The 18,222-nt window shown below is 47.5% G+C and carries 19 protein-coding genes; 1 reads left to right on the forward strand and 18 read right to left on the reverse strand.

The features are described 5' to 3' along the window. Positions 1-122 precede the first annotated feature (122 nt). From pssA to rluD, 4 genes are all read right to left on the reverse strand, one after another. Complete coding sequence (gene pssA, locus RBK99_RS12990; RefSeq protein WP_317505029.1) at positions 123-950, reverse strand: CDP-diacylglycerol--serine O-phosphatidyltransferase; 828 nt, start codon at positions 948-950, stop codon at positions 123-125. An 89-nt stretch (positions 951-1,039) separates the two neighbouring features. Then, positions 1,040-3,613 carry an ATP-dependent chaperone ClpB gene (clpB, locus tag RBK99_RS12995; RefSeq protein WP_317505030.1) on the reverse strand — a complete coding sequence of 858 codons (2,574 nt, stop codon included), beginning with the start codon at positions 3,611-3,613 and terminating at the stop codon, positions 1,040-1,042. Positions 3,614-3,685: 72 nt separating this feature from the next. Next, the gene (gene pgeF / locus RBK99_RS13000; RefSeq protein ID WP_317505031.1) at positions 3,686-4,399 is read right to left on the reverse strand and encodes a peptidoglycan editing factor PgeF; all 714 of its coding nucleotides are present in this window, start codon (positions 4,397-4,399) and stop codon (positions 3,686-3,688) included. After that, complete coding sequence (gene rluD, locus RBK99_RS13005) at positions 4,377-5,345, reverse strand: 23S rRNA pseudouridine(1911/1915/1917) synthase RluD (RefSeq protein WP_317505032.1); 969 nt, start codon at positions 5,343-5,345, stop codon at positions 4,377-4,379. The genes pgeF and rluD overlap by 23 nt, the downstream gene beginning before the upstream one ends. A gap of 111 nt (positions 5,346-5,456) precedes the next feature. On the opposite strand from rluD, the gene RBK99_RS13010 reads away from it, so the two are divergent. Then, entirely contained in the window at positions 5,457-6,227 is a 771-nt protein-coding gene (locus tag RBK99_RS13010; protein WP_317505033.1) for an outer membrane protein assembly factor BamD, read from the forward strand. A gap of 42 nt (positions 6,228-6,269) precedes the next feature. Here the strand turns inward: RBK99_RS13010 and glnB are convergent, their stop codons facing one another. The 14 genes from glnB to fliH form a co-directional block, all read right to left on the reverse strand. Then, positions 6,270-6,608, reverse strand: a complete 339-nt coding sequence (gene glnB, locus RBK99_RS13015) for a nitrogen regulatory protein P-II (protein ID WP_054490674.1) — start codon at positions 6,606-6,608, stop codon at positions 6,270-6,272. Between the two features lie 11 nt (positions 6,609-6,619). Beyond that, positions 6,620-8,251 carry an NAD+ synthase gene (locus RBK99_RS13020; protein WP_317505034.1) on the reverse strand — a complete coding sequence of 544 codons (1,632 nt, stop codon included), beginning with the start codon at positions 8,249-8,251 and terminating at the stop codon, positions 6,620-6,622. 88 nt (positions 8,252-8,339) lie between these two features. Next, a complete protein-coding gene (gene flhB / locus RBK99_RS13025) occupies positions 8,340-9,467 on the reverse strand; it encodes a flagellar biosynthesis protein FlhB (protein WP_317505035.1) in 1,128 nt (375 codons plus the stop codon). A 29-nt stretch (positions 9,468-9,496) separates the two neighbouring features. After that, positions 9,497-10,282, reverse strand: coding sequence for a flagellar biosynthetic protein FliR (gene fliR / locus RBK99_RS13030; protein ID WP_317505036.1), 786 nt, complete (start codon positions 10,280-10,282; stop codon positions 9,497-9,499). Then, on the reverse strand, positions 10,282-10,551 hold the full coding sequence (fliQ, locus tag RBK99_RS13035; protein WP_317505037.1) for a flagellar biosynthesis protein FliQ: 270 nt from the start codon (positions 10,549-10,551) through the stop codon (positions 10,282-10,284). Before fliQ ends, fliR begins: the two co-directional genes overlap by 1 nt. A gap of 8 nt (positions 10,552-10,559) precedes the next feature. Further along, on the reverse strand, positions 10,560-11,306 hold the full coding sequence (fliP, locus tag RBK99_RS13040; protein ID WP_317505038.1) for a flagellar type III secretion system pore protein FliP: 747 nt from the start codon (positions 11,304-11,306) through the stop codon (positions 10,560-10,562). Next, positions 11,303-11,674 (reverse strand): flagellar biosynthetic protein FliO, encoded by a 372-nt coding sequence (gene fliO, locus RBK99_RS13045; RefSeq protein WP_317505039.1) that lies wholly within the window; start codon positions 11,672-11,674, stop codon positions 11,303-11,305. Before fliO ends, fliP begins: the two co-directional genes overlap by 4 nt. After that, positions 11,634-12,080 carry a flagellar motor switch protein FliN gene (gene fliN, locus RBK99_RS13050; protein WP_317505040.1) on the reverse strand — a complete coding sequence of 149 codons (447 nt, stop codon included), beginning with the start codon at positions 12,078-12,080 and terminating at the stop codon, positions 11,634-11,636. The genes fliO and fliN overlap by 41 nt, the downstream gene beginning before the upstream one ends. 31 nt (positions 12,081-12,111) lie before the next feature. After that, on the reverse strand, positions 12,112-13,176 hold the full coding sequence (fliM, locus tag RBK99_RS13055) for a flagellar motor switch protein FliM (protein ID WP_317505061.1): 1,065 nt from the start codon (positions 13,174-13,176) through the stop codon (positions 12,112-12,114). Between the two features lie 16 nt (positions 13,177-13,192). Continuing rightward, positions 13,193-13,729 carry a flagellar basal body-associated protein FliL gene (gene fliL, locus RBK99_RS13060; RefSeq protein WP_317505041.1) on the reverse strand — a complete coding sequence of 179 codons (537 nt, stop codon included), beginning with the start codon at positions 13,727-13,729 and terminating at the stop codon, positions 13,193-13,195. A gap of 68 nt (positions 13,730-13,797) precedes the next feature. Further along, complete coding sequence (locus RBK99_RS13065) at positions 13,798-15,588, reverse strand: flagellar hook-length control protein FliK (RefSeq protein WP_317505042.1); 1,791 nt, start codon at positions 15,586-15,588, stop codon at positions 13,798-13,800. A gap of 77 nt (positions 15,589-15,665) precedes the next feature. After that, the gene (gene fliJ / locus RBK99_RS13070) at positions 15,666-16,109 is read right to left on the reverse strand and encodes a flagellar export protein FliJ (RefSeq protein ID WP_317505043.1); all 444 of its coding nucleotides are present in this window, start codon (positions 16,107-16,109) and stop codon (positions 15,666-15,668) included. Positions 16,110-16,112: 3 nt separating this feature from the next. Then, positions 16,113-17,468, reverse strand: coding sequence for a flagellar protein export ATPase FliI (gene fliI / locus RBK99_RS13075; RefSeq protein ID WP_317505044.1), 1,356 nt, complete (start codon positions 17,466-17,468; stop codon positions 16,113-16,115). A 3-nt stretch (positions 17,469-17,471) separates the two neighbouring features. After that, the gene (gene fliH / locus RBK99_RS13080; protein ID WP_317505045.1) at positions 17,472-18,221 is read right to left on the reverse strand and encodes a flagellar assembly protein FliH; all 750 of its coding nucleotides are present in this window, start codon (positions 18,219-18,221) and stop codon (positions 17,472-17,474) included. Position 18,222: the final 1 nt, after the last annotated feature.

Genomic DNA, 18,222 nt, shown 5'->3' on the forward strand with positions numbered 1-18,222 from the left:
CAAAACGCCGTTGACTGATTCCTCATGACAACGGCGGCGAATTATAGTGATCTCTGTGAACCTTTCAAGATCTTTTTAAGTCCATCACGATCGTTTGGTCAGAACATAACCATGTTGCTGTTTTAATCGTCTTTATCCGCTTTTTCTGCTGCTTTTTTATTCTCTTCGTTGTCATTAAAGTCAGCATCATCTTCGTCATCATCACCAACCACATGGCCCAACTTTAACTTCTTCACGTTCTTTATGGTTAATACCGGGCCTGACAAAGCATACAAGAAGAAAATAGAAAACAATACCAACGATGGCTGTGTCGCAACTACTACGAAAGCCAATACAACAACCAAAATCACTAAAAAGGATACTTTCCCTTTCCAGTCAACATCTTTAAAAGAATGGTAACGGAAATTAGTCACCATTAATAAACCGGCACAGATGGTGATGACAGCAGCAATACCACCGATATCGGTTCCATCGACACCATATTCTGAGCCAACCCAGACTAACCCCGCAACGATTGCCGCTGCGCTGGGTATCGCCAGGCCTTGGAAGTAGCGTTTATCAGAGGAACCCAGATTCGTATTGAATCGCGCTAACCTCAAAGCACCACCAGCCACAAAAATAAAGGCAGCTAACCAACCTATCTTACCCAAGTCAGCTAATGCGTAGTTATACATAACTAACGCCGGGGCCATACCAAAAGAAACAATATCGGCCATGCTGTCGAACTCTGCACCAAAATCACTTTCGGTGTTAGTCATTCTTGCAACACGTCCGTCGAGCCCATCAAAAACCATCGCAATGAATATAGCGACCGCTGCCTCAATAAAACGATCGTTCATTGATGCAACAATGGCATAAAAGCCTGAAAACAGGCCTGCGGTTGTAAACAAGTTTGGCAGTAAATAGATACCGCGGCTCTTGCCACCAGTATTAGAGCTGTCGTTACTCATGTATTAAAACACTCTTTAGTCACTTAATAGAAAGTAGTCAGGTTATCACATTAGGGCTCCGAACAGGAAATACCCGGAACCCTAACCCCCTATTGGGTGATTACTAACCGTTCATTTTTAACACTGACTTTGATCGGTTTAGCAGTCTCAAGTTCCCCTGACAAGATCTTCTGCGCTAGCGGGTTTTCAAGTTCCTGCTGAATAGCACGTTTTAATGGACGAGCACCAAAGACCGGATCAAAGCCCGTTCTGGCCAGGTGTGATAAAGCCTGGTCATCCAACTCTAACTGATATTCTTTTTCTTCCAGACGCTTAAAAAGAAGCTGTAGCTGGAATTCAGCAATAGAACGGATTTCACTCTCGCCCAATGGGTGAAAGACAACCGTTTCATCAACCCGGTTAATAAACTCCGGACGGAAATGATGCGCCAGCACTTCCATTACTTCGGCTTTCATCTGTTCATAAGTATGCTCTTTTGCATGCTCCTGAATTAAATCCGAACCTAAATTTGAGGTCATAATAATAACCGTATTTTTGAAATCGACGGTACGTCCCTGACCGTCAGTTAAACGTCCGTCATCTAACACCTGCAATAAGATATTAAAGACATCCGGATGCGCTTTTTCAATTTCGTCTAATAAAATAACCGAGTACGGCTTACGGCGTACAGCTTCAGTTAAATAACCACCTTCCTCATATCCCACGTAGCCAGGAGGGGCACCAACAAGACGAGCCACGGAATGCTTTTCCATAAACTCCGACATATCGATACGCACCATGGCGTCATCCGTATCAAACATAAAGTTTGCTAACGCTTTCGATAATTCGGTTTTACCCACCCCCGTCGGTCCCAGGAATAAGAAGGATCCAATAGGACGGTTGGGATCGCCAAGACCCGCCCGTGATCGACGAATCGCATTAGAGACCGCTTCAACCGCTTCATTTTGGCCAACCACGCGATGGTGTATTTGCTCTTCCATCTGTAACAGTTTTTCACGCTCGCCTTCGAGCATTCTGTTAACCGGGATGCCCGTCCATCGAGACAGCACGTCCGCGATCTCTTCTTCGGTCACACGGTTTTTCAACAAGCTCATATCCTGCATTTCTGCTTGCAACGCTAAGTCTAACTGTCTTTCCAGCTCTGGAATACGACCATATTGCAGTTCCGACATACGGTTTAAATCACCGGCGCGACGCGCTATATCCATGTCGGTACGCGCTTGCTCTAGCTGCGCTTTAATATGCTGAGTTCCTTGCACAGCCGCTTTTTCAGTATTCCAGACTTCTTCAAGCTCCTGATATTTTCTCTCTTGGTCATCAAGCTCATCATGAAGTATTTCGAGTCGTTTCTTACTCGCGTCGTCTTTCTCTTTTTGTAACGCCTGCCGCTCAAGCTTCAACTGAATAATCCGTCGCTCAAGGCGATCCAGATCTTCCGGTTTGGAGTCAATCTGCATACGAATACTTGAAGCTGCTTCATCGATTAAGTCGATGGCTTTATCCGGCAGCTTGCGATCACTGATGTAACGATGTGACAACGACGCTGCAGCAACAATTGCCGGGTCAGTAATTTCCACCGAGTGGTGTAACTCATAGCGTTCCTTCAACCCACGCAGAATGGCAATGGTGTCTTCCACGTTTGGCTCATCCACAAGCACTTTCTGGAAACGTCGCTCAAGTGCGGCATCTTTTTCGATGTACTGACGGTATTCATCCAGTGTCGTCGCACCAACGCAATGCAGTTCACCGCGCGCCAGTGCCGGCTTCAGCATATTGCCTGCGTCCATTGCACCTTCCGCTTTACCTGCACCAACCATTGTGTGCATCTCGTCAATGAACAGAATGATACGGCCTTCTTCTTTTGATAGCTCGGTCAGAACGGCTTTCAGTCGTTCTTCAAATTCACCACGGTATTTTGCGCCAGCTAATAAAGATCCTAAATCCAGAGACAGCACGCGCTTATGCTTTAATCCTTCCGGCACCTCGCCATTAACGATACGCTGCGCCAACCCTTCTACAATCGCCGTTTTACCCACCCCGGGATCACCAATAAGAACCGGGTTATTTTTAGTGCGTCGTTGCAACACCTGAATAGTACGGCGAATTTCTTCATCGCGCCCGATAACAGGGTCTAGCTTACCCTGCTCAGCCCGCTCAGTTAAATTGATAGTGTATTTATCCAACGCCTGTCGTTTTTCTTCAGCATTAGGGTCATCCACTTTTTCACCATCACGAATGTCGTTAATAGCCTTTTCGAGTGCGTCACGTTTGATTTTTTGTTGACGAAATATCTCTCCCAACTTGCCTTTATCTTCCGTTGCCGCCAACAAAAATAATTCAGAGGATATATAGGAATCATTTCGCTTCTGAGCGTACTTATCACACAAGTTCAGAAGCTGCGCCGTATTTTGAGACAGCTGAATGTCGCCACCGGTACCTTCCACTTGAGGTATGGCATCTAAAGCCTTAGATAAGTCGGCTCTGAATTGAGGGATATCTACGTTGAGTATCGTAAACAAGGGGCGCACTGAGCCCCCGTTTTGATCTAACAGGGCCTGCATTAAATGAACGGGCTCTATATATTGATGGTCTCGCCCCAGTGCAATTGACTGGGCATCTGCAATTGCCATCTGAAACTTGCTAGTAAATTTATCGTGTCGCATTGATACTTCCTCACTTAATTCTTGCGTTAGATTAAATGTGGGTACTTTTTGCGCATTTTCAAGTAATTAAATTTAATTTCGCCAAATAATTGACGCAAATCTGGCTGCCGCGCTTTCCCCGCGCCAGGAATACCAGCTCGCATTATTAACGACAGTGCATTCGTTACTGTTTATCACCTGATGCACACCCATACGATCACACTCATCTGCAGCAATAGACGCTAAGTCTGCCAACCACCGATCGTCTCGTGGAATGAAATGTTCGGCATTTGACGGATGACAGGCAATAAAAGTTTGTCGAACGTCATCGCCTACTTCAAAAGCCTGCGCACCAATTGAGGGACCTATCCAAATACGAATGTTTGCCGCAGCCGTTTTAAAGTTTGCCAGTGCATTTTTTAAAACACCGTTCGCTAAGCCCCGCCAACCGGCGTGCACCGCTGCTATTTCTTTACCGTCGTCAGAGCAGCAAAGAATGGGCAGGCAATCGGCTGTTAACACGGCACAAATGCTTCCAGCTTCAGAAGCGTAGGCTGCATCGGCAATGGAAGAGGTAAAAGGCCAGCGCAGCACATCATTCGTATGTTGCTGCTGTAGCCAGATAATAGCCCGGGGCAACTCCAACGAGCGCTGCAACTTGCGACGGCGCAAAATAACCGCAGCAGGGTCATCGCCAACATGCACAGCCAAGTTACCAAAAGCTCTGTTGGTAACTGCCGCATGAACCCCCGGCGGCAGCGCCCAGTCAGGAAACATTATTCCCTCATGCTGACTTAAAACGTTCATGATCAATACGCAACTCTTCAATTAGATACTGAAAATCTTTTGGTCGCGGTACATTAAATTCCAGCCAGTCTCCGGTAATTGGATGGTGCAAACCAAGCGACGCAGCGTGTAACGCCTGGCGATTAAATCCACGCAAGGTTTGTAAAAGGCGATCTTCGGCCTGTTTGGGAGGACGGGGTCTGCCACCATAGGTCAAGTCGCCGACCAGCGGATGTCGAATATGGGCCATGTGCACACGTATCTGGTGAGTTCGACCAGATTCTAAACGCAAGCGCAGTAACGTATGGGCTCTGTAGCGATCCAGCACACGGTAATGAGTAACCGCCGGCTTTCCTGACTGTACCACCGCCATATGAGTCCGTTTAGTCGGATGCCGCCCAATGGGTTGATCGACCATACCGCCAGCCGTCATTACGCCATTACAAACCGCTTCATATTCACGGGTAATTTCACGTTCCTGCATCATAGACACTAACTGCGTCTGTGCCGGTACGTTACGTGCAACAACCATCAAACCGGTTGTGTCTTTATCCAGACGATGAATAATTCCAGCTCTGGGCACTAAATCAAGCTGGGGATCATAGTGCAGCAGACCATTCAGCAGTGTTCTGTCTGGTGCCCCTGCCCCCGGGTGCACCACCAGCCCCGCCGGTTTATTAATCACAAGGATATCATCGTCTTCATAGACAATATCCAACTCAACGGGTTGTCCCTGATGTCGTTCCTCACCTTCGATTTCTGCGTCAACAGCGACCAAAGTACCAGCCACCACCTTTTCTCGTGGCTTTTCGACCACTTTTGTATCGACGGTTACTTTTCCGTCAGTTATCCAGCTTTTCAAGCGCGACCTGGAGTAGTCAGGGAACAACTCTGCAAGTGCCTGGTCTAATCTTTTCCCAGCTAGGGGCTCGGTAACAATGGCTTCTAATTCAATGCTTTTGTTCATATATTGGGTTTCGACTGTCAAAGCCTTTACGGCTGCGTTAGAATGCAAGAATATGCTAGTGTAACGGTTTGCGAGTGCAGCGCCAAAAAAATAAAGGGAATCCTCCATACTATGTTAAGAAATAAGTTAGGCCGAAACGTCGTTTTATCCTCGGTTCTGGGTTTGATGCTTGCAGGTTGCTCAAGCCAATCTGATGAAAACCAAGTCTCGAAAACGCCAATCGAATATCAGTACGCTAACGCTCAGGAAAGTATAGCAAACGGTAATCTCAACCTGGCGCAGGAGCAACTATCGCAGCTTAGCAGTCGCTATCCGTTTGGTCCTTTTGCTCATCAAATACAGCTGGACCTTATCTATTTGAACTACAAGCTCGACAATACTGATCAGGCATTAGCTGCAATTGACCGTTTTATTAGCCTAAATCCCAATCATAAAGATGTTGACTACGCGCTTTATATGCGAGGTTTGGTTAATCAAAGAGCTGAGCACAACGCGATACATGATATTGCGGGAGTTGATCGCTCTGACCGCGACTCCTCCATGGCACAAGAGGCTTTTAAAGATTTTGCAGAACTGGTACAAAAGTATCCGGAAAGTGAATACGCTGCCGATGCCAAGAAGCGTCTAATTGCTTTAAAAAGCCGTTTAGCCCAAAAGGAACTTGCTGTTGCTCAATACTACATGCAGCGACAGGCTTACTTAGCAGCCGCTAACCGCGGGCGCTACGTACTAAAGCATTTTTCCGAGACCCCGGAAGTAGAGAATGCCCTGGCCATTATGGTAGAAAGCTATGATCAACTTGAGCTGCCAGAGTTGCGAGAAGACGCAATGAAAGTTCTGCGAGCTAACTTCCCTGATAATCAGTTAGTTGCCGCTCAATAACAAGCCAGGCTAGTAAAGGTTAGAAATAGATGACGCGGCCACTTAAACCGCGTCTTCGTTTTCCTCACCAGTGCGAATCCGAATGACACGTTCGATGTCAGTGATAAAGATTTTACCATCACCAATTTTACCGGTCTGCGCGGTTTCCATTATTGCTTCAATGCAACGCTCAACTTCAGAATCCGCAACCACAACTTCCAACTTAACCTTCGGAAGAAAGTCGACCATATACTCTGCACCTCGGTACAGCTCAGTGTGTCCTTTTTGACGGCCAAAACCTTTTACTTCTGACACCGTCATACCAGCAATGCCCACTTCAGACAGAGCTTCCCGCACGTCGTCCAATTTAAACGGCTTAATAATGGCTTCAACTTTTTTCATCAGTGCTTGTCCTATTGACCTTGTCGCTGTAATTCATGGCGATAATGACTGGTAATAGGGTAACGACGATCCTTACCAAAGTTTCGTGGCGTTACTTTTGGCCCAGTTGCAGATTGACGGCGTTTGTATTCGTTCAGATCCACCAAACGAATCACCCGACGTACATCTTCATCCGCAAACCCGGCCGCGATAATATCGGTTACCGACCAGTCTCTCTCTACATACAATGCCAGAATGCGATCCAGATCGCTATAGTCTGGCAGGGAGTCTGAGTCAACTTGATCAGGTGCAAGTTCAGCGGAAGGCGGTCTGTCGATGACACGCTGGGGAATACATGAGCCTCGGCTATTACGAAATTCGGCCAGTTGGTAAACCAATAATTTGGGAATGTCCTTAATAGGCGCGAAACCACCACACATATCGCCATATAAAGTCGCGTAACCAACGGCCATCTCGCTTTTGTTACCGGTTGCTAACACCAGAGAGCCGGTTTTATTTGATAACGCCATAAGCAAAACACCACGGCAACGCGATTGTAAATTTTCTTCTGTCGTATCGGTCTCTGTCTCGCCAAATAGCGGGGCTAGCTGCTTCATAAATTGGTCGAACATCGGTTCGATAGGCACAACGTCGTAACGAACCCCTAAGGTTTTCGCTTGTTGTTCCGCATCTTCGAGACTCATATCTGAGGTGTAACGAAACGGCATCATAACTGCATGAACTTTATCAGCACCCAGCGCATCGCTTGCTATCGCCAGCGTTAACGCAGAATCAATACCACCTGACAAGCCCAGGGCCACGCCGGAAAAGCCGTTTTTAGTAACATAATCACGAACCGCTAAAACCAGCGCGTCATACACATGAGCCAGATTATTCTGCTCTGCCTGAACCGGAAATCCGCTGCAAGTGATATGGTTACCTTCATAAGTCACTGTCGCCGTGGTCATTTCACAATGCGGCAGTTCCGCAACAAGCTCGCCCTGCGCATCCATAACCAGGGAGTGGCCGTCAAATACCAGCTCGTCTTGTGCGCCACAATTGTTTAAGTACACAATAGGTTTATTCGACTCAGCGGTACGTTGCTTCAACACCCCAAGACGTTGCTCGTGCTTGTTTAGCTCGTAAGGAGAGGCATTAATTGACAGCACCAGATCAATATCGTCCTGCAGTAGCTGTTGCAAGGGTTGTGGGTGCCAGAGGTCTTCACAAATTTGCAACCCAACACGAACGCCCTGCCACTCAAACACCTGACTCTGATGACCCGGAATGAAATGGCGTTGCTCGTCAAAGACCCCATAATTGGGTAAACGCTGTTTAAAATAACGCAGCAAGCACTCACCGCGATGTAAAACGGACATCGCGTTAAAAAGCTCCCCGCCAACCGCCTGAGGATGACCTACAATAACGACGCAGTCAGAAGCGGCGGCACTGATCTGTTCTACCGCATTATCCACCGCTTGATGCAGGTCATCGCGGAACAGCAAATCTTCCGGAGGGTAGCCCGTAATTGCAAGTTCAGGAAAAACAATGATGTCATGCTGCTGACCTTGCTCACGCAACGTTTTTAAAATTAGGGCGGTATTGTTGTGAATAGCACCAACTGTAAAGTCCAGTTGCGCCAGGCACAAAGAAAGTTTTGCCATAACTGCTCAGTCCAAATTTGCCACTGCCGATATCGGCGCGAATGGTGGCGAATGATATAGCAGCCCGCCCAAACGCGCAAATGATGAATTAGTAACGCAGGTCATCCGGAATAGAGACATCCGTTGGTGGTTTCTTAGGTCGCTTAGCCTGACCTTGTTTAAACATGCGTAATTGATAAACGTAAGCAAGGATCTGGGCCACCGCTATAAACAAGCCTTTTGGAATTTCCTTTTCAAGCTCAGTGGTGTGATAGATAGAACGGGCCAGGCCGGGTGATGCAACCAGAGGTATTTCATATTCCAATGCAATTTCACGAATCTTCGCTGCCGTTTCATCCGTTCCTTTCGCCAGAACGACCGGCGCCTGCACACCACCGTCATCATATTTTAATGCCACAGCATAGTGTGTCGGGTTGGTCACAACCACATCGGCCTTAGGCACTTCTTGCATCATTCGGCGATTTGCCATTTCCATTTGCAGGCGACGGATGCGACTTTTCACTTCAGGGCTACCTTCGGTGTCCTTGTGCTCGTCTTTAACTTCCTGCTGAGTCATTTTGAGATCTTTATTGTGCTTCCACACTTGAAAAGGTGCATCAATAACGACAATAAGAAACATCGAACAGCACAGCAGTAAAAACATCCACAATAGGGTGTCCAATGCATTGGCAATAATATTAGGTATCTGACCCATCGACATTTGTAAGATATCGACAAACTGCCACTTCAATAAAAAGTAGGCGGAAACGGCAACCACACCGAATTTTGCAATGCCTTTTAACAGTTCAACTAACGCTTGAACACCAAACATTCGCTTAAAGCCGTTAAGAGGGCTCATACGGTTAAACTTTGGTGCCATTGCCTGAGACGAAAAGTTAATGCCCCCAAGCCAGCAGTTACCTAAAAAGGTAAAAACGACAATAAAGGCGAAGATAGTCAACATGGGCCACATGACTTCACCTACCGCGATACCCAGGGCTTCGAAAAGTTTGGTGGTGTCAAAGGCTTGCTGCCGGTCAATAGTGAACAGGGTTTCGAAAACGTTTCGTACGCCTTGATATAACGCGTTTCCAAACCAAAAAAAAGCAACGGCCGAGCTAACCAACACAAACGCAGTCCCCATCTCCTTAGATCGGGCAATCTGACCTTTCTCACGGGCTTGCTGTTTTCGTCGCTCCGTGGGGTCTTCTGTGCGTTCCTGATCAGTCTCTGCCATCTCTATAACCTTCTGTCAGAAAAGTCGACTTAAGCACACTGGCTACCTAAAATTTCACACATAGTTTGCACCGCCCGCGCCCACTGGTTCTCAAAGTGGAAAATAAAACCACCCATCGTCAACCAAATAACCACCAGGCCGCTCACCATGGTAATGGGAAAACCAATCGCAAAAATATTCAACTGAGGAGCTGCTCGAGTCATAACACCAAAGCTTAGGTTAATTAACAGCAACGCGATAATACCGGACAGCATAGCCGTTAATGCTGCCGAGAACATGTAAACACCCCAGTTAGCAACCGCGTATAAAGCATCGGCATCTAATCCCGTCATGCCCACCGGTATGGCGTCAAAGCTTGCGACCACCATCTCAATCATGAGCAAGTGCCCATCGAAGGCTAAGAAGATCAAACTCGCTAACATTAGGAAGAACTGAGCAATAACCGGAACCTGTTGCCCATTGGTCGGATCCACCATCGAGGCAAAACCCAAACCAATCTGCATGGCAATAATCTGTCCGCCCAAAACAAAAGTTTGCAAGAAGAGGATAGAAATTAAGCCCAGAGCGATACCAATGACAATTTGCTGGGCCGTCACCACAAACCCGCCCACCGATGTCATTTCGACGCCAGTGTTAACTTCCGGTAAGGCCGGTGCTATTGCAAAGATTATCGCTAACGACAAAAAGATTTTGACGCGAGAGTTAACAATGGTGCCGGAAAAAAGCGCCATACTCATTATCATGGATGACACACGGGTCAAAGGCCACAAATGCTGCTCCAGCCAGCCGATAACAACGGAAGTGACCAGATCCATCAGCCGACCACTTCGGGTATCCGGTTAAACATCTGAATTGTAAAATCCATCACCGTTTCTGTTAGAAAGTGACCACCCAGGCCAATCACAGCTAATGTAACCAACAAACGTGGTAAGAAACTTAAGGTTTGCTCGTTAATAGAGGTTGCCGCCTGGAAAACGGCAACCACAAGGCCAACTAACAGCCCGGGAATAATAATAAAGGCCACCATAATGACGATGGTTTTCAAGGCTTCCTGAAAAATGTCGAGAAACATTTCTGGTGACATAACGCCTCCTAAACCCCGAAGCTGCCGGCCAGGGTGCTCATGGTTAAGCTCCAGCCATCCACTAGCACAAACAACATCAACTTGAAGGGCAAGGAGACAATCATTGGCGACAACATCATCATACCCATTGCCATTAGAACACTGGCAACCACCAAGTCAATGATTAAAAACGGAATAAATAGCATGAAGCCAATTTGAAACGCGGTTTTTAGTTCCGACGTAATAAACGAGGGAATCAGAACTGACATGGGCACATCTTCGGGTTTTTCGACCCCTTCAGTTCCCGATATCTCAACAAAGGTCTCTAAGTCTGTTAGGCGCGTTTGCGCCAACATAAAGGCTTTCACTGGTGCCTTCGCCCGGTCAACAGCCTCCATCGACTTAATTTCTTCGTTTAAATAGGGCTGCAGCGCTTTGTCATTAATTTCGTTTAATACCGGCGTCATAATGAAGAAGCTCAAGAATAGCGCAATACCAAGCAGAACCTGATTAGACGGAGACTGCTGCAAGCCGATTGCCTGACGCAATATAGCCAGAACAATAATAATTCGGGTAAAGGATGTCATCATAATGACCATTGCCGGAATAAACGTCAGCGCCGTCATTATGGCTAAAATTTGCAAGGTCACCGAATACTCTTGCGTGCCATCTGGGTTTGTCTTCACCGTCACCGCAGTAAGATCTTGCAAAGCAAAGGCTTGTTCAGGCAGTAACAGCAGGACCGATACAATAGACAGTAGCAACCAACGGTTCATTGTTCTTGTTTTCCTTCCAGGTTGATATCGCTTGAAAGTTCTTTCAGGCACTCAATGCGTTGTTGCGTAACACCGAGCAGTAATTTTTGCCCACCAACATCAACAATCACCAAGCGTTCTTTGGCTCCTAAAGACACACTACTCAGTACCTTCATACCCGACGTTCCCTGAAACTTCAGGTTAAAACGTTTGAGTAGCGAAGCTAAAACTACTATCAGCAATAAAACGGCAAAAAGCGCCAAAACCATGGCGCCTATATCACTGCCCGAGATGATCCCGGCTTTTTCCTCTGTTTGTGCTTGCACAACAGAAGGTAGCAGCAGCAAACTAGCGAAGCTTACGAATGCGTTCAATCTGACTAATAACATCGGTTAAGCGTATCCCGAATTTATCATTAACAACAACCACTTCGCCGTGCGCAATTAAAGTACCGTTAACCAACACGTCCAGCGGTTCACCGGCAACACGTTCCAGTTCAACCACGGACCCCTGATTTAATTGCAGCAGGTTACGAATACTAATTTGGCTACGACCCACTTCCATCGAAATGGTGACCGGGATATCAAGAATAGCATCCAGCTTACGCTTTTCTTCTTCGGTTACCGGCTTATCTTCGCTCAACTCTTCTAGTTCAGCGGTTTGTACGTTATCCATGCCGGAATGGCTAGACGCCTTGTCTGCACCTTCCGACGCGCCACTTTCTTCATCTTCAGCAGCTTCCTGTTCAGCCATTGCTGCTTCCCAGTCATCCATATCTTTATCATCGTTACTCATGTTGCAACCTCACTTTCTCAAGCAGCAATTATTATAAATCAATATCTTCTTCTAACTGTTGTAACTCCGCGTCACCACCAATACGGCGGCCCCCGCGGGTCAACATATGAATATCAGATTTCACTGTTTCCGGACGCTTAATCTTCTCGGAAATCTTCAATGCGACATTATCTCTTGACCGTCCCATTTTGGCATGGAACGTCGGTAAATCTTCAATCAGTACCGTTAAATCATCCGGCAGTTCAAGCGGGATAACATCCCCTTCCTGCAACTCCATGACTTCCCGTAACGACATTTCCGTCTCCGCCAGCTTCGCTATCATTTCCACCGGAACATCCATAATTTCATCGCGCAGCGCTTTGCTCCAGCGCATATCCGTGTCTTCTTTATCCGACTGCACGCCGGCATCCAGCAGTTCACGAATGGGCTCCAGCATGGAATAAGGCAGCGCTATATGGAAGTCACCGCCGCCACCGTCTAACTCGATATGAAACGAACTAATAACGATAACTTCCGTCGGACTCACAATGTTCGCCATGGCCGGATTCACTTCAGAATCCAGGTACTCAAAACCAACGTCCATTACGGGTGCCCAGGCCTCTTTATAGTCCTCAAAGACCAGTTTCAGCAGCATTTGAATAATGCGACGTTCGGTCGGCGTAAATTCGCGACCTTCTATTTTGGCATGGTAACGTCCGTCACCACCAAAGAAGTTATCCACCAATATAAAGACCAAACGCGCTTCCATGGTGATAAGTGCCGTGCCTTTTAGCGGACGGAAACGCACCATGTTCAAGCTGGTTGGCACGAACAACGTATGTACGTACTCACCAAACTTAATCATCTGGACACCGTTAATCGACACTTCTGCCGTACGGCGCATCATGTTAAATAAGCTGACCCGCATGTGGCGGGCAAAACGCTCGTTAACAATCTCCAGCGTTGGCATGCGCCCACGGACAATTCGATCTTGCGACGAAAAGTCATAATCAAGCGCATCCGCAGAAACGGACTCTTTGTCTGTATCCTCTTCTTCAACGTCATCAACGCCATGTAACAGCGCATCAATTTCGTCTTGAGAGAGTAAGTCACTCACAGCCATAATAGCTCACTTATTGCATTACCAAGCTGGTAAATAAAACCTGTTCAACAACCGGTTTTCCGGTAATTTCTTGCAGCGCAGAACGAACCTCGGTTAAGGCAAGTTCACGCAATTGTCCCTTGCCTTCAGCGGTTTTCAACCTGTCTGCCGTTGACGAAGAGAATACCTCATGCAGAGTTCCCTCTATTAACGGAATGTGTTTTTTCGCCAATTCTTCATTCGCTTCACCGCGCACCATTAACTGCGCTTTTATTTGCACGGTGCGCTCACGCGAATCACCCGGCACGATAAAAACAAAAGCTCGTGGCATACCTACATACAGCGCACTGCCAATTTCCGGGCTCGACGATGTCGATGGCGCTGGTGTACTGCTGCCAGTTGGTGCCGACGATTCCGGAGAAGATGAGCCGCCGAATAACCACAAAACCAGCACCACAGTCACAATTAAAACAATACCGATAATGCCTGACAGAATCAGTTTTTTCTTTTTACTGCCTGTTTTTTCTTCGACTTGCTCATCGTCGTTGTCGTTTTTATCTTCTGCCATGCTTTATTTCCTGTATTCCTGTCCGCAGACAGTCACTATAGCCTGATAGCTTCAGATGATACACCGTTTCAAACGTAGAAATCGACTTGTCCATCCGCCACAACCTGGCCATTATCTAACGCTATCTCGCCTTCAACAGCCCAATCTTCTGACTCATCGCCGGAACCGGTTTGCCCACCAGCAGTGCGCTCACCATTTTTGCTCTGCTCACCAACCTGCGTATCGGCTAAATTAATTCCTTGCTGCTCGAGCATTTCCCTTAGTCTCGGCATCGCCGTTTCTATGGCATCTCGTGCTTGCGCACTTTGTACCTGGAACTGGACTGATGCTTGTTCCCCGCTCATATTGACTCGAATTTGCACACTCCCCAGCTCGGGCGGATCAAGCCGAATATCAGCACGCTGAATATTACGACTCATCATAATATTGATGCGTTCCTGCAGCTTCTGCGACGCTTCGGTCTGTTGTAGATCTAACGGACGCTGTAATGCCTGCAATGTATTAGCCTGACTCGATTCATTGGCAGCAACTGTGCCCTGCGAGGTGGAAACCATTTGACCCTGTATTGCTCTGGCAGCATTGGCGTCAGTCAACGCGTCGGTATTTGCCTGGAACGCTTGGTTCTGTTGCACGGCCGCTGTCTGCTGTGCGCCAGCATCGACAGAACTATTAGTAGAGCCTGCAGGTACTGAAGCTTGTTGCTTGCTGTCATCACCTTTAGCCGTTACATCGCTCATGTCGGCTTTTTCTTTACCGGCTTTACTATTTGTTGCGGTAATGACCGGCTCAGCTGTTTTTGCCTGGTCCGCGACTTTTATTGAATCCTGGGTTTTATTGTTTTGACCCGTTTGACCTTTTAACAACTGCCTTACTTCAGCCAATAATTGTTCCGCCCTCGCCGACTGTTCTTTCGTCAAAGTTTGCGACTTTTCAGCTTCACTATTTTGATTGGCTAATAATTGACGCAGTTCTGCAGTAAATTGTTGAAGTTTCTTCTGCTCTGCCAGGCTTAAATCGCTATTATCACCTTTTGCTTTTTGCGCTGACACCTGTTGCTCCAATTGATTCAACAAGGTCACTAAATCATCCGCGCTTTGCGGTTTCGCTTTTCCTTGTTCCCCCGACAACTGAGCAATCGCTTTCTCGGCCGCTTCATTCAATGCTTGGGTTAACGCCTTTTCATTTCCTGCTAGCAGCTTGTCAGCATCCGCTTTAGGCAGTATTGGCTCAAGTAAATTCACAATAAACTTACCTGCGTCCTCAACGGCCTGGTCCGCATTCTTACCTTGCTCAACCGCTTGTATCATCTGCTGAAGTTTTGCCTGCAATGCTTGCTTATCACTCTCACTCATACCAGCTAACAGCTGTTCGGCAAATTCCTGCCGCTCGGCATCCGTCATTGCAGCCTCGTTATTCTCTGCATTGGCTGAATCCAGCTTCGCTAACAATGCCTGCATCATATCCGACAATTTTTCATCACTTAGCTCAAGGGCTTTGGCTTCGACCTCCACAGATACCTCTCCAGTACCCTTGTCTCCAATAGCGGCCGCTTCACCTTCCACCGTGACGTCAGCCTTTTCCTGCTGCATTTGCTGCAGCAGTTCCCATAAGTTACGGGTCACTGGCTCACCAACATTTTTACGCTCAACAGCGTCACCTTTCACCTTACCTTCGGCTGCCTGATGCGCTTCTATCCGAGCGGCTAATTGTTGCAGTTCTTTGTCGCCATTGTTTTGCTTTAACATTAACCGTGAGAACTCACCGTTATCAGTTTCAATCCCTTTCAACGAAAGGTCCTTTCCCTTGCCAATGCGTGCAAAGTTATCGGCAGATTCGGTTAAATTGAGCAGCTGTTGCATAGTTTTATTCCTGAATTAAGGGCTTATTGACGCTTCACTTAATCTTCACATCAACAAACAAGCAAATTTTGTTCCAACTATTTCCTGTCACGGATAAAACGCTGACTGCTAAAGTCATCCAGGTTCTTCTGCTCTTTTCTGTCCTGGGCTTTTTGTTCACGTTTTTTTCTTTCCTTAATGAGAAAGTCCACCGATTCACGCTTACGTCGCTGAGCTAGCCAGCGTTCCTTGCGCTGTTGTAACACTTGCTGCAGCTTTATAATGTCGTGGTGCAACTGCTCAACGCCCTCATCGAGCTTACCAACAAACGCGTGGTACTGACCCACCTGCAGAGAAGCTATCCCACCTTGGCCACGCTGCTGCAACTGATTCAAATAATCGAGTCGGTATTTTGACATACCGTCCAGACGTCTTTGCTGCTCCTGCACTTGCTGCTGTACCTGAGCAAAGTCCTGTATGGCTTTATCTTCCCGTCGTTGCTCCAGCTCCAGCAGCATTTGCAACTGCGTTAACCCAGCCATAGATTAAAGACTCCCGGCTGACGACTGCTTTTGATTCGGATTAACCAACTGATTAAGCAACAACAGGCTTTCATCATAACTAATAACTTGCTGCATTTTCTGCTGCAAAAACTGACTGACACGTGGTTGCATAGCAATGGCCTGATCAATAGAAGGATCACTGCCCCGGGTATAAGCACCAATGGAAATGAGATCGTGATTTCGACGATAGCTTGAGTACCACTGCCGTACTTGAATAGCCTGTTGCATATGTTCTTCTGACACCACTTGTGGCATCACTCGGCTAATTGAGGCTTCAATATCGATGGCCGGATAATGACCGCTGTCCGCTAACTCACGATTTAATACAATATGCCCGTCCAGTATAGCCCTGGCCGAATCGGCAATAGGATCCTGCAAGTCATCACCCTCAGTGAGTACCGTGTAAAACGCAGTAACGGAGCCTTGTCCGTCGCCTCCGTTACCGGCTCGTTCCACCAAAGCAGGCAGTTTAGCGAAGACCGAAGGCGGATACCCTTTTGTTGCCGGTGGTTCACCGACAGCCAAAGCAATTTCCCGCTGCGCCATTGCATAACGGGTTAAAGAGTCCATTAATAACAATACGTTAAGACCCTGATCACGAAAGTACTCCGCCACTTGAGAGGCAGTTTCACAACCCCGTAATCTAATTAATGGTGACTGGTCAGCGGGGGCGGCTATGACAACTGCTTTTTCTCGGCCTTCCTCGCCTAAAATTTCTTCAATAAACTCTTTTACTTCGCGACCACGCTCGCCTATCAGGCCGACCACAATCACATCGGCGGTGGTACCGCGCGTCATCATACCCAGCAGTACACTTTTACCGACACCACTACCGGCAAACAAGCCCATGCGTTGCCCCTGCCCCACCGTTAAGCAGGCATTAATAGCCGTGACACCAACGTCCAGAGGTTGCTTAACCTGACGTCGATTTAAGGGGTTCATGGGTTTACTTCGATAGGTTTTTCCGTCGGAGAAAATAGGTCCTTTGCCGTCGAGGGGCTCTCCCCGTGCGTCAATAACCCGACCCAGCAGTTCCATCCCCAGCGGCAATTGATTTTTCCGGTTCAGTGGGCGCACTCTGGCCCCCGGAATAACGCCGTAGGCATCTTCGGTTGGCATGAGGTAGCTGATGTTGCCCTGAAAACCCACCACTTCGGCTTCAATATCACCGCTGTCGGCTTCCACTGCCACGCTGGAACCAACCGGCGCACGACAGCCAACCGCTTCAAACATCAAACCGACCACTCGGGTTAAATATCCAGAAACCGCTACTGACGGTTTTTGTATGCGTTCCCGCTTTTTGCGTAATTGTTCTACTAAGCGTTCAGACACACTCATTGGTTAACCCTTTACCTTGGAGAACACGTCTTCCATGCGGCTGGTCAACGTGTAGTCAATGGTTGAGCTTTCTGTGGTAACGCGGCAACCACCGCGTTCCAGTAATTCATCCTTATTTAACAACCAACCTTTTTCTTTCAGCTGCTCGTCGCTATAAACCTTCTGTAACAGGGCTAAATCTTCTTCATTCAGATGAATAATAACGCGTTGATCAGTGACCGGCAGCACGGCGATAGCTTCCCGAACCGCATTCACCACCAACTCTTTAGAATGATCAGCAACGTCCAGACAGATGACTCGGGTCAGTTCGGTCACCATATCAATGAGTTCGTCCTGAACTGAGTCCGTGATCCGCTCATTAGGATGCGACAGACTCTGCAATAAATTTTCCAGCTGCTGCTGTTGTTCTTGCATGGCTTCTTTGCCTGCTTCAACCCCTTCCAGCTTGCCCGCTTCAAAACCTTCTTCTTTTCCTGCCTCGTAACCTTCGTCGTAGCCTTTTTTTAAACCTTCACCACGACCTTCGTCGAAGCCTTCTTTATGACCTTCTTCGCGAGCGGCCTGACGAATTTCTTCCAGCTGTTCCGCCGTTAAAGGCTGAAGTTCTTCTTCTTGTTCGTTATCCGCTTCCGGTGGCTCATATTGCCAGCGACGGGGTTTGTTTAACGCATTCACCTGAGAGCCCTGTCTGAGCTCTTCAGAAGTCATGTCAGGTAAATCCCAACGATGGGTTACGTCTTTATCATCGCTCATT

This window comes from Idiomarina solivarensis (assembly GCF_033052755.1).
In the GTDB taxonomy this organism is placed as follows: Bacteria; Pseudomonadota; Gammaproteobacteria; order Enterobacterales; family Alteromonadaceae; genus Idiomarina.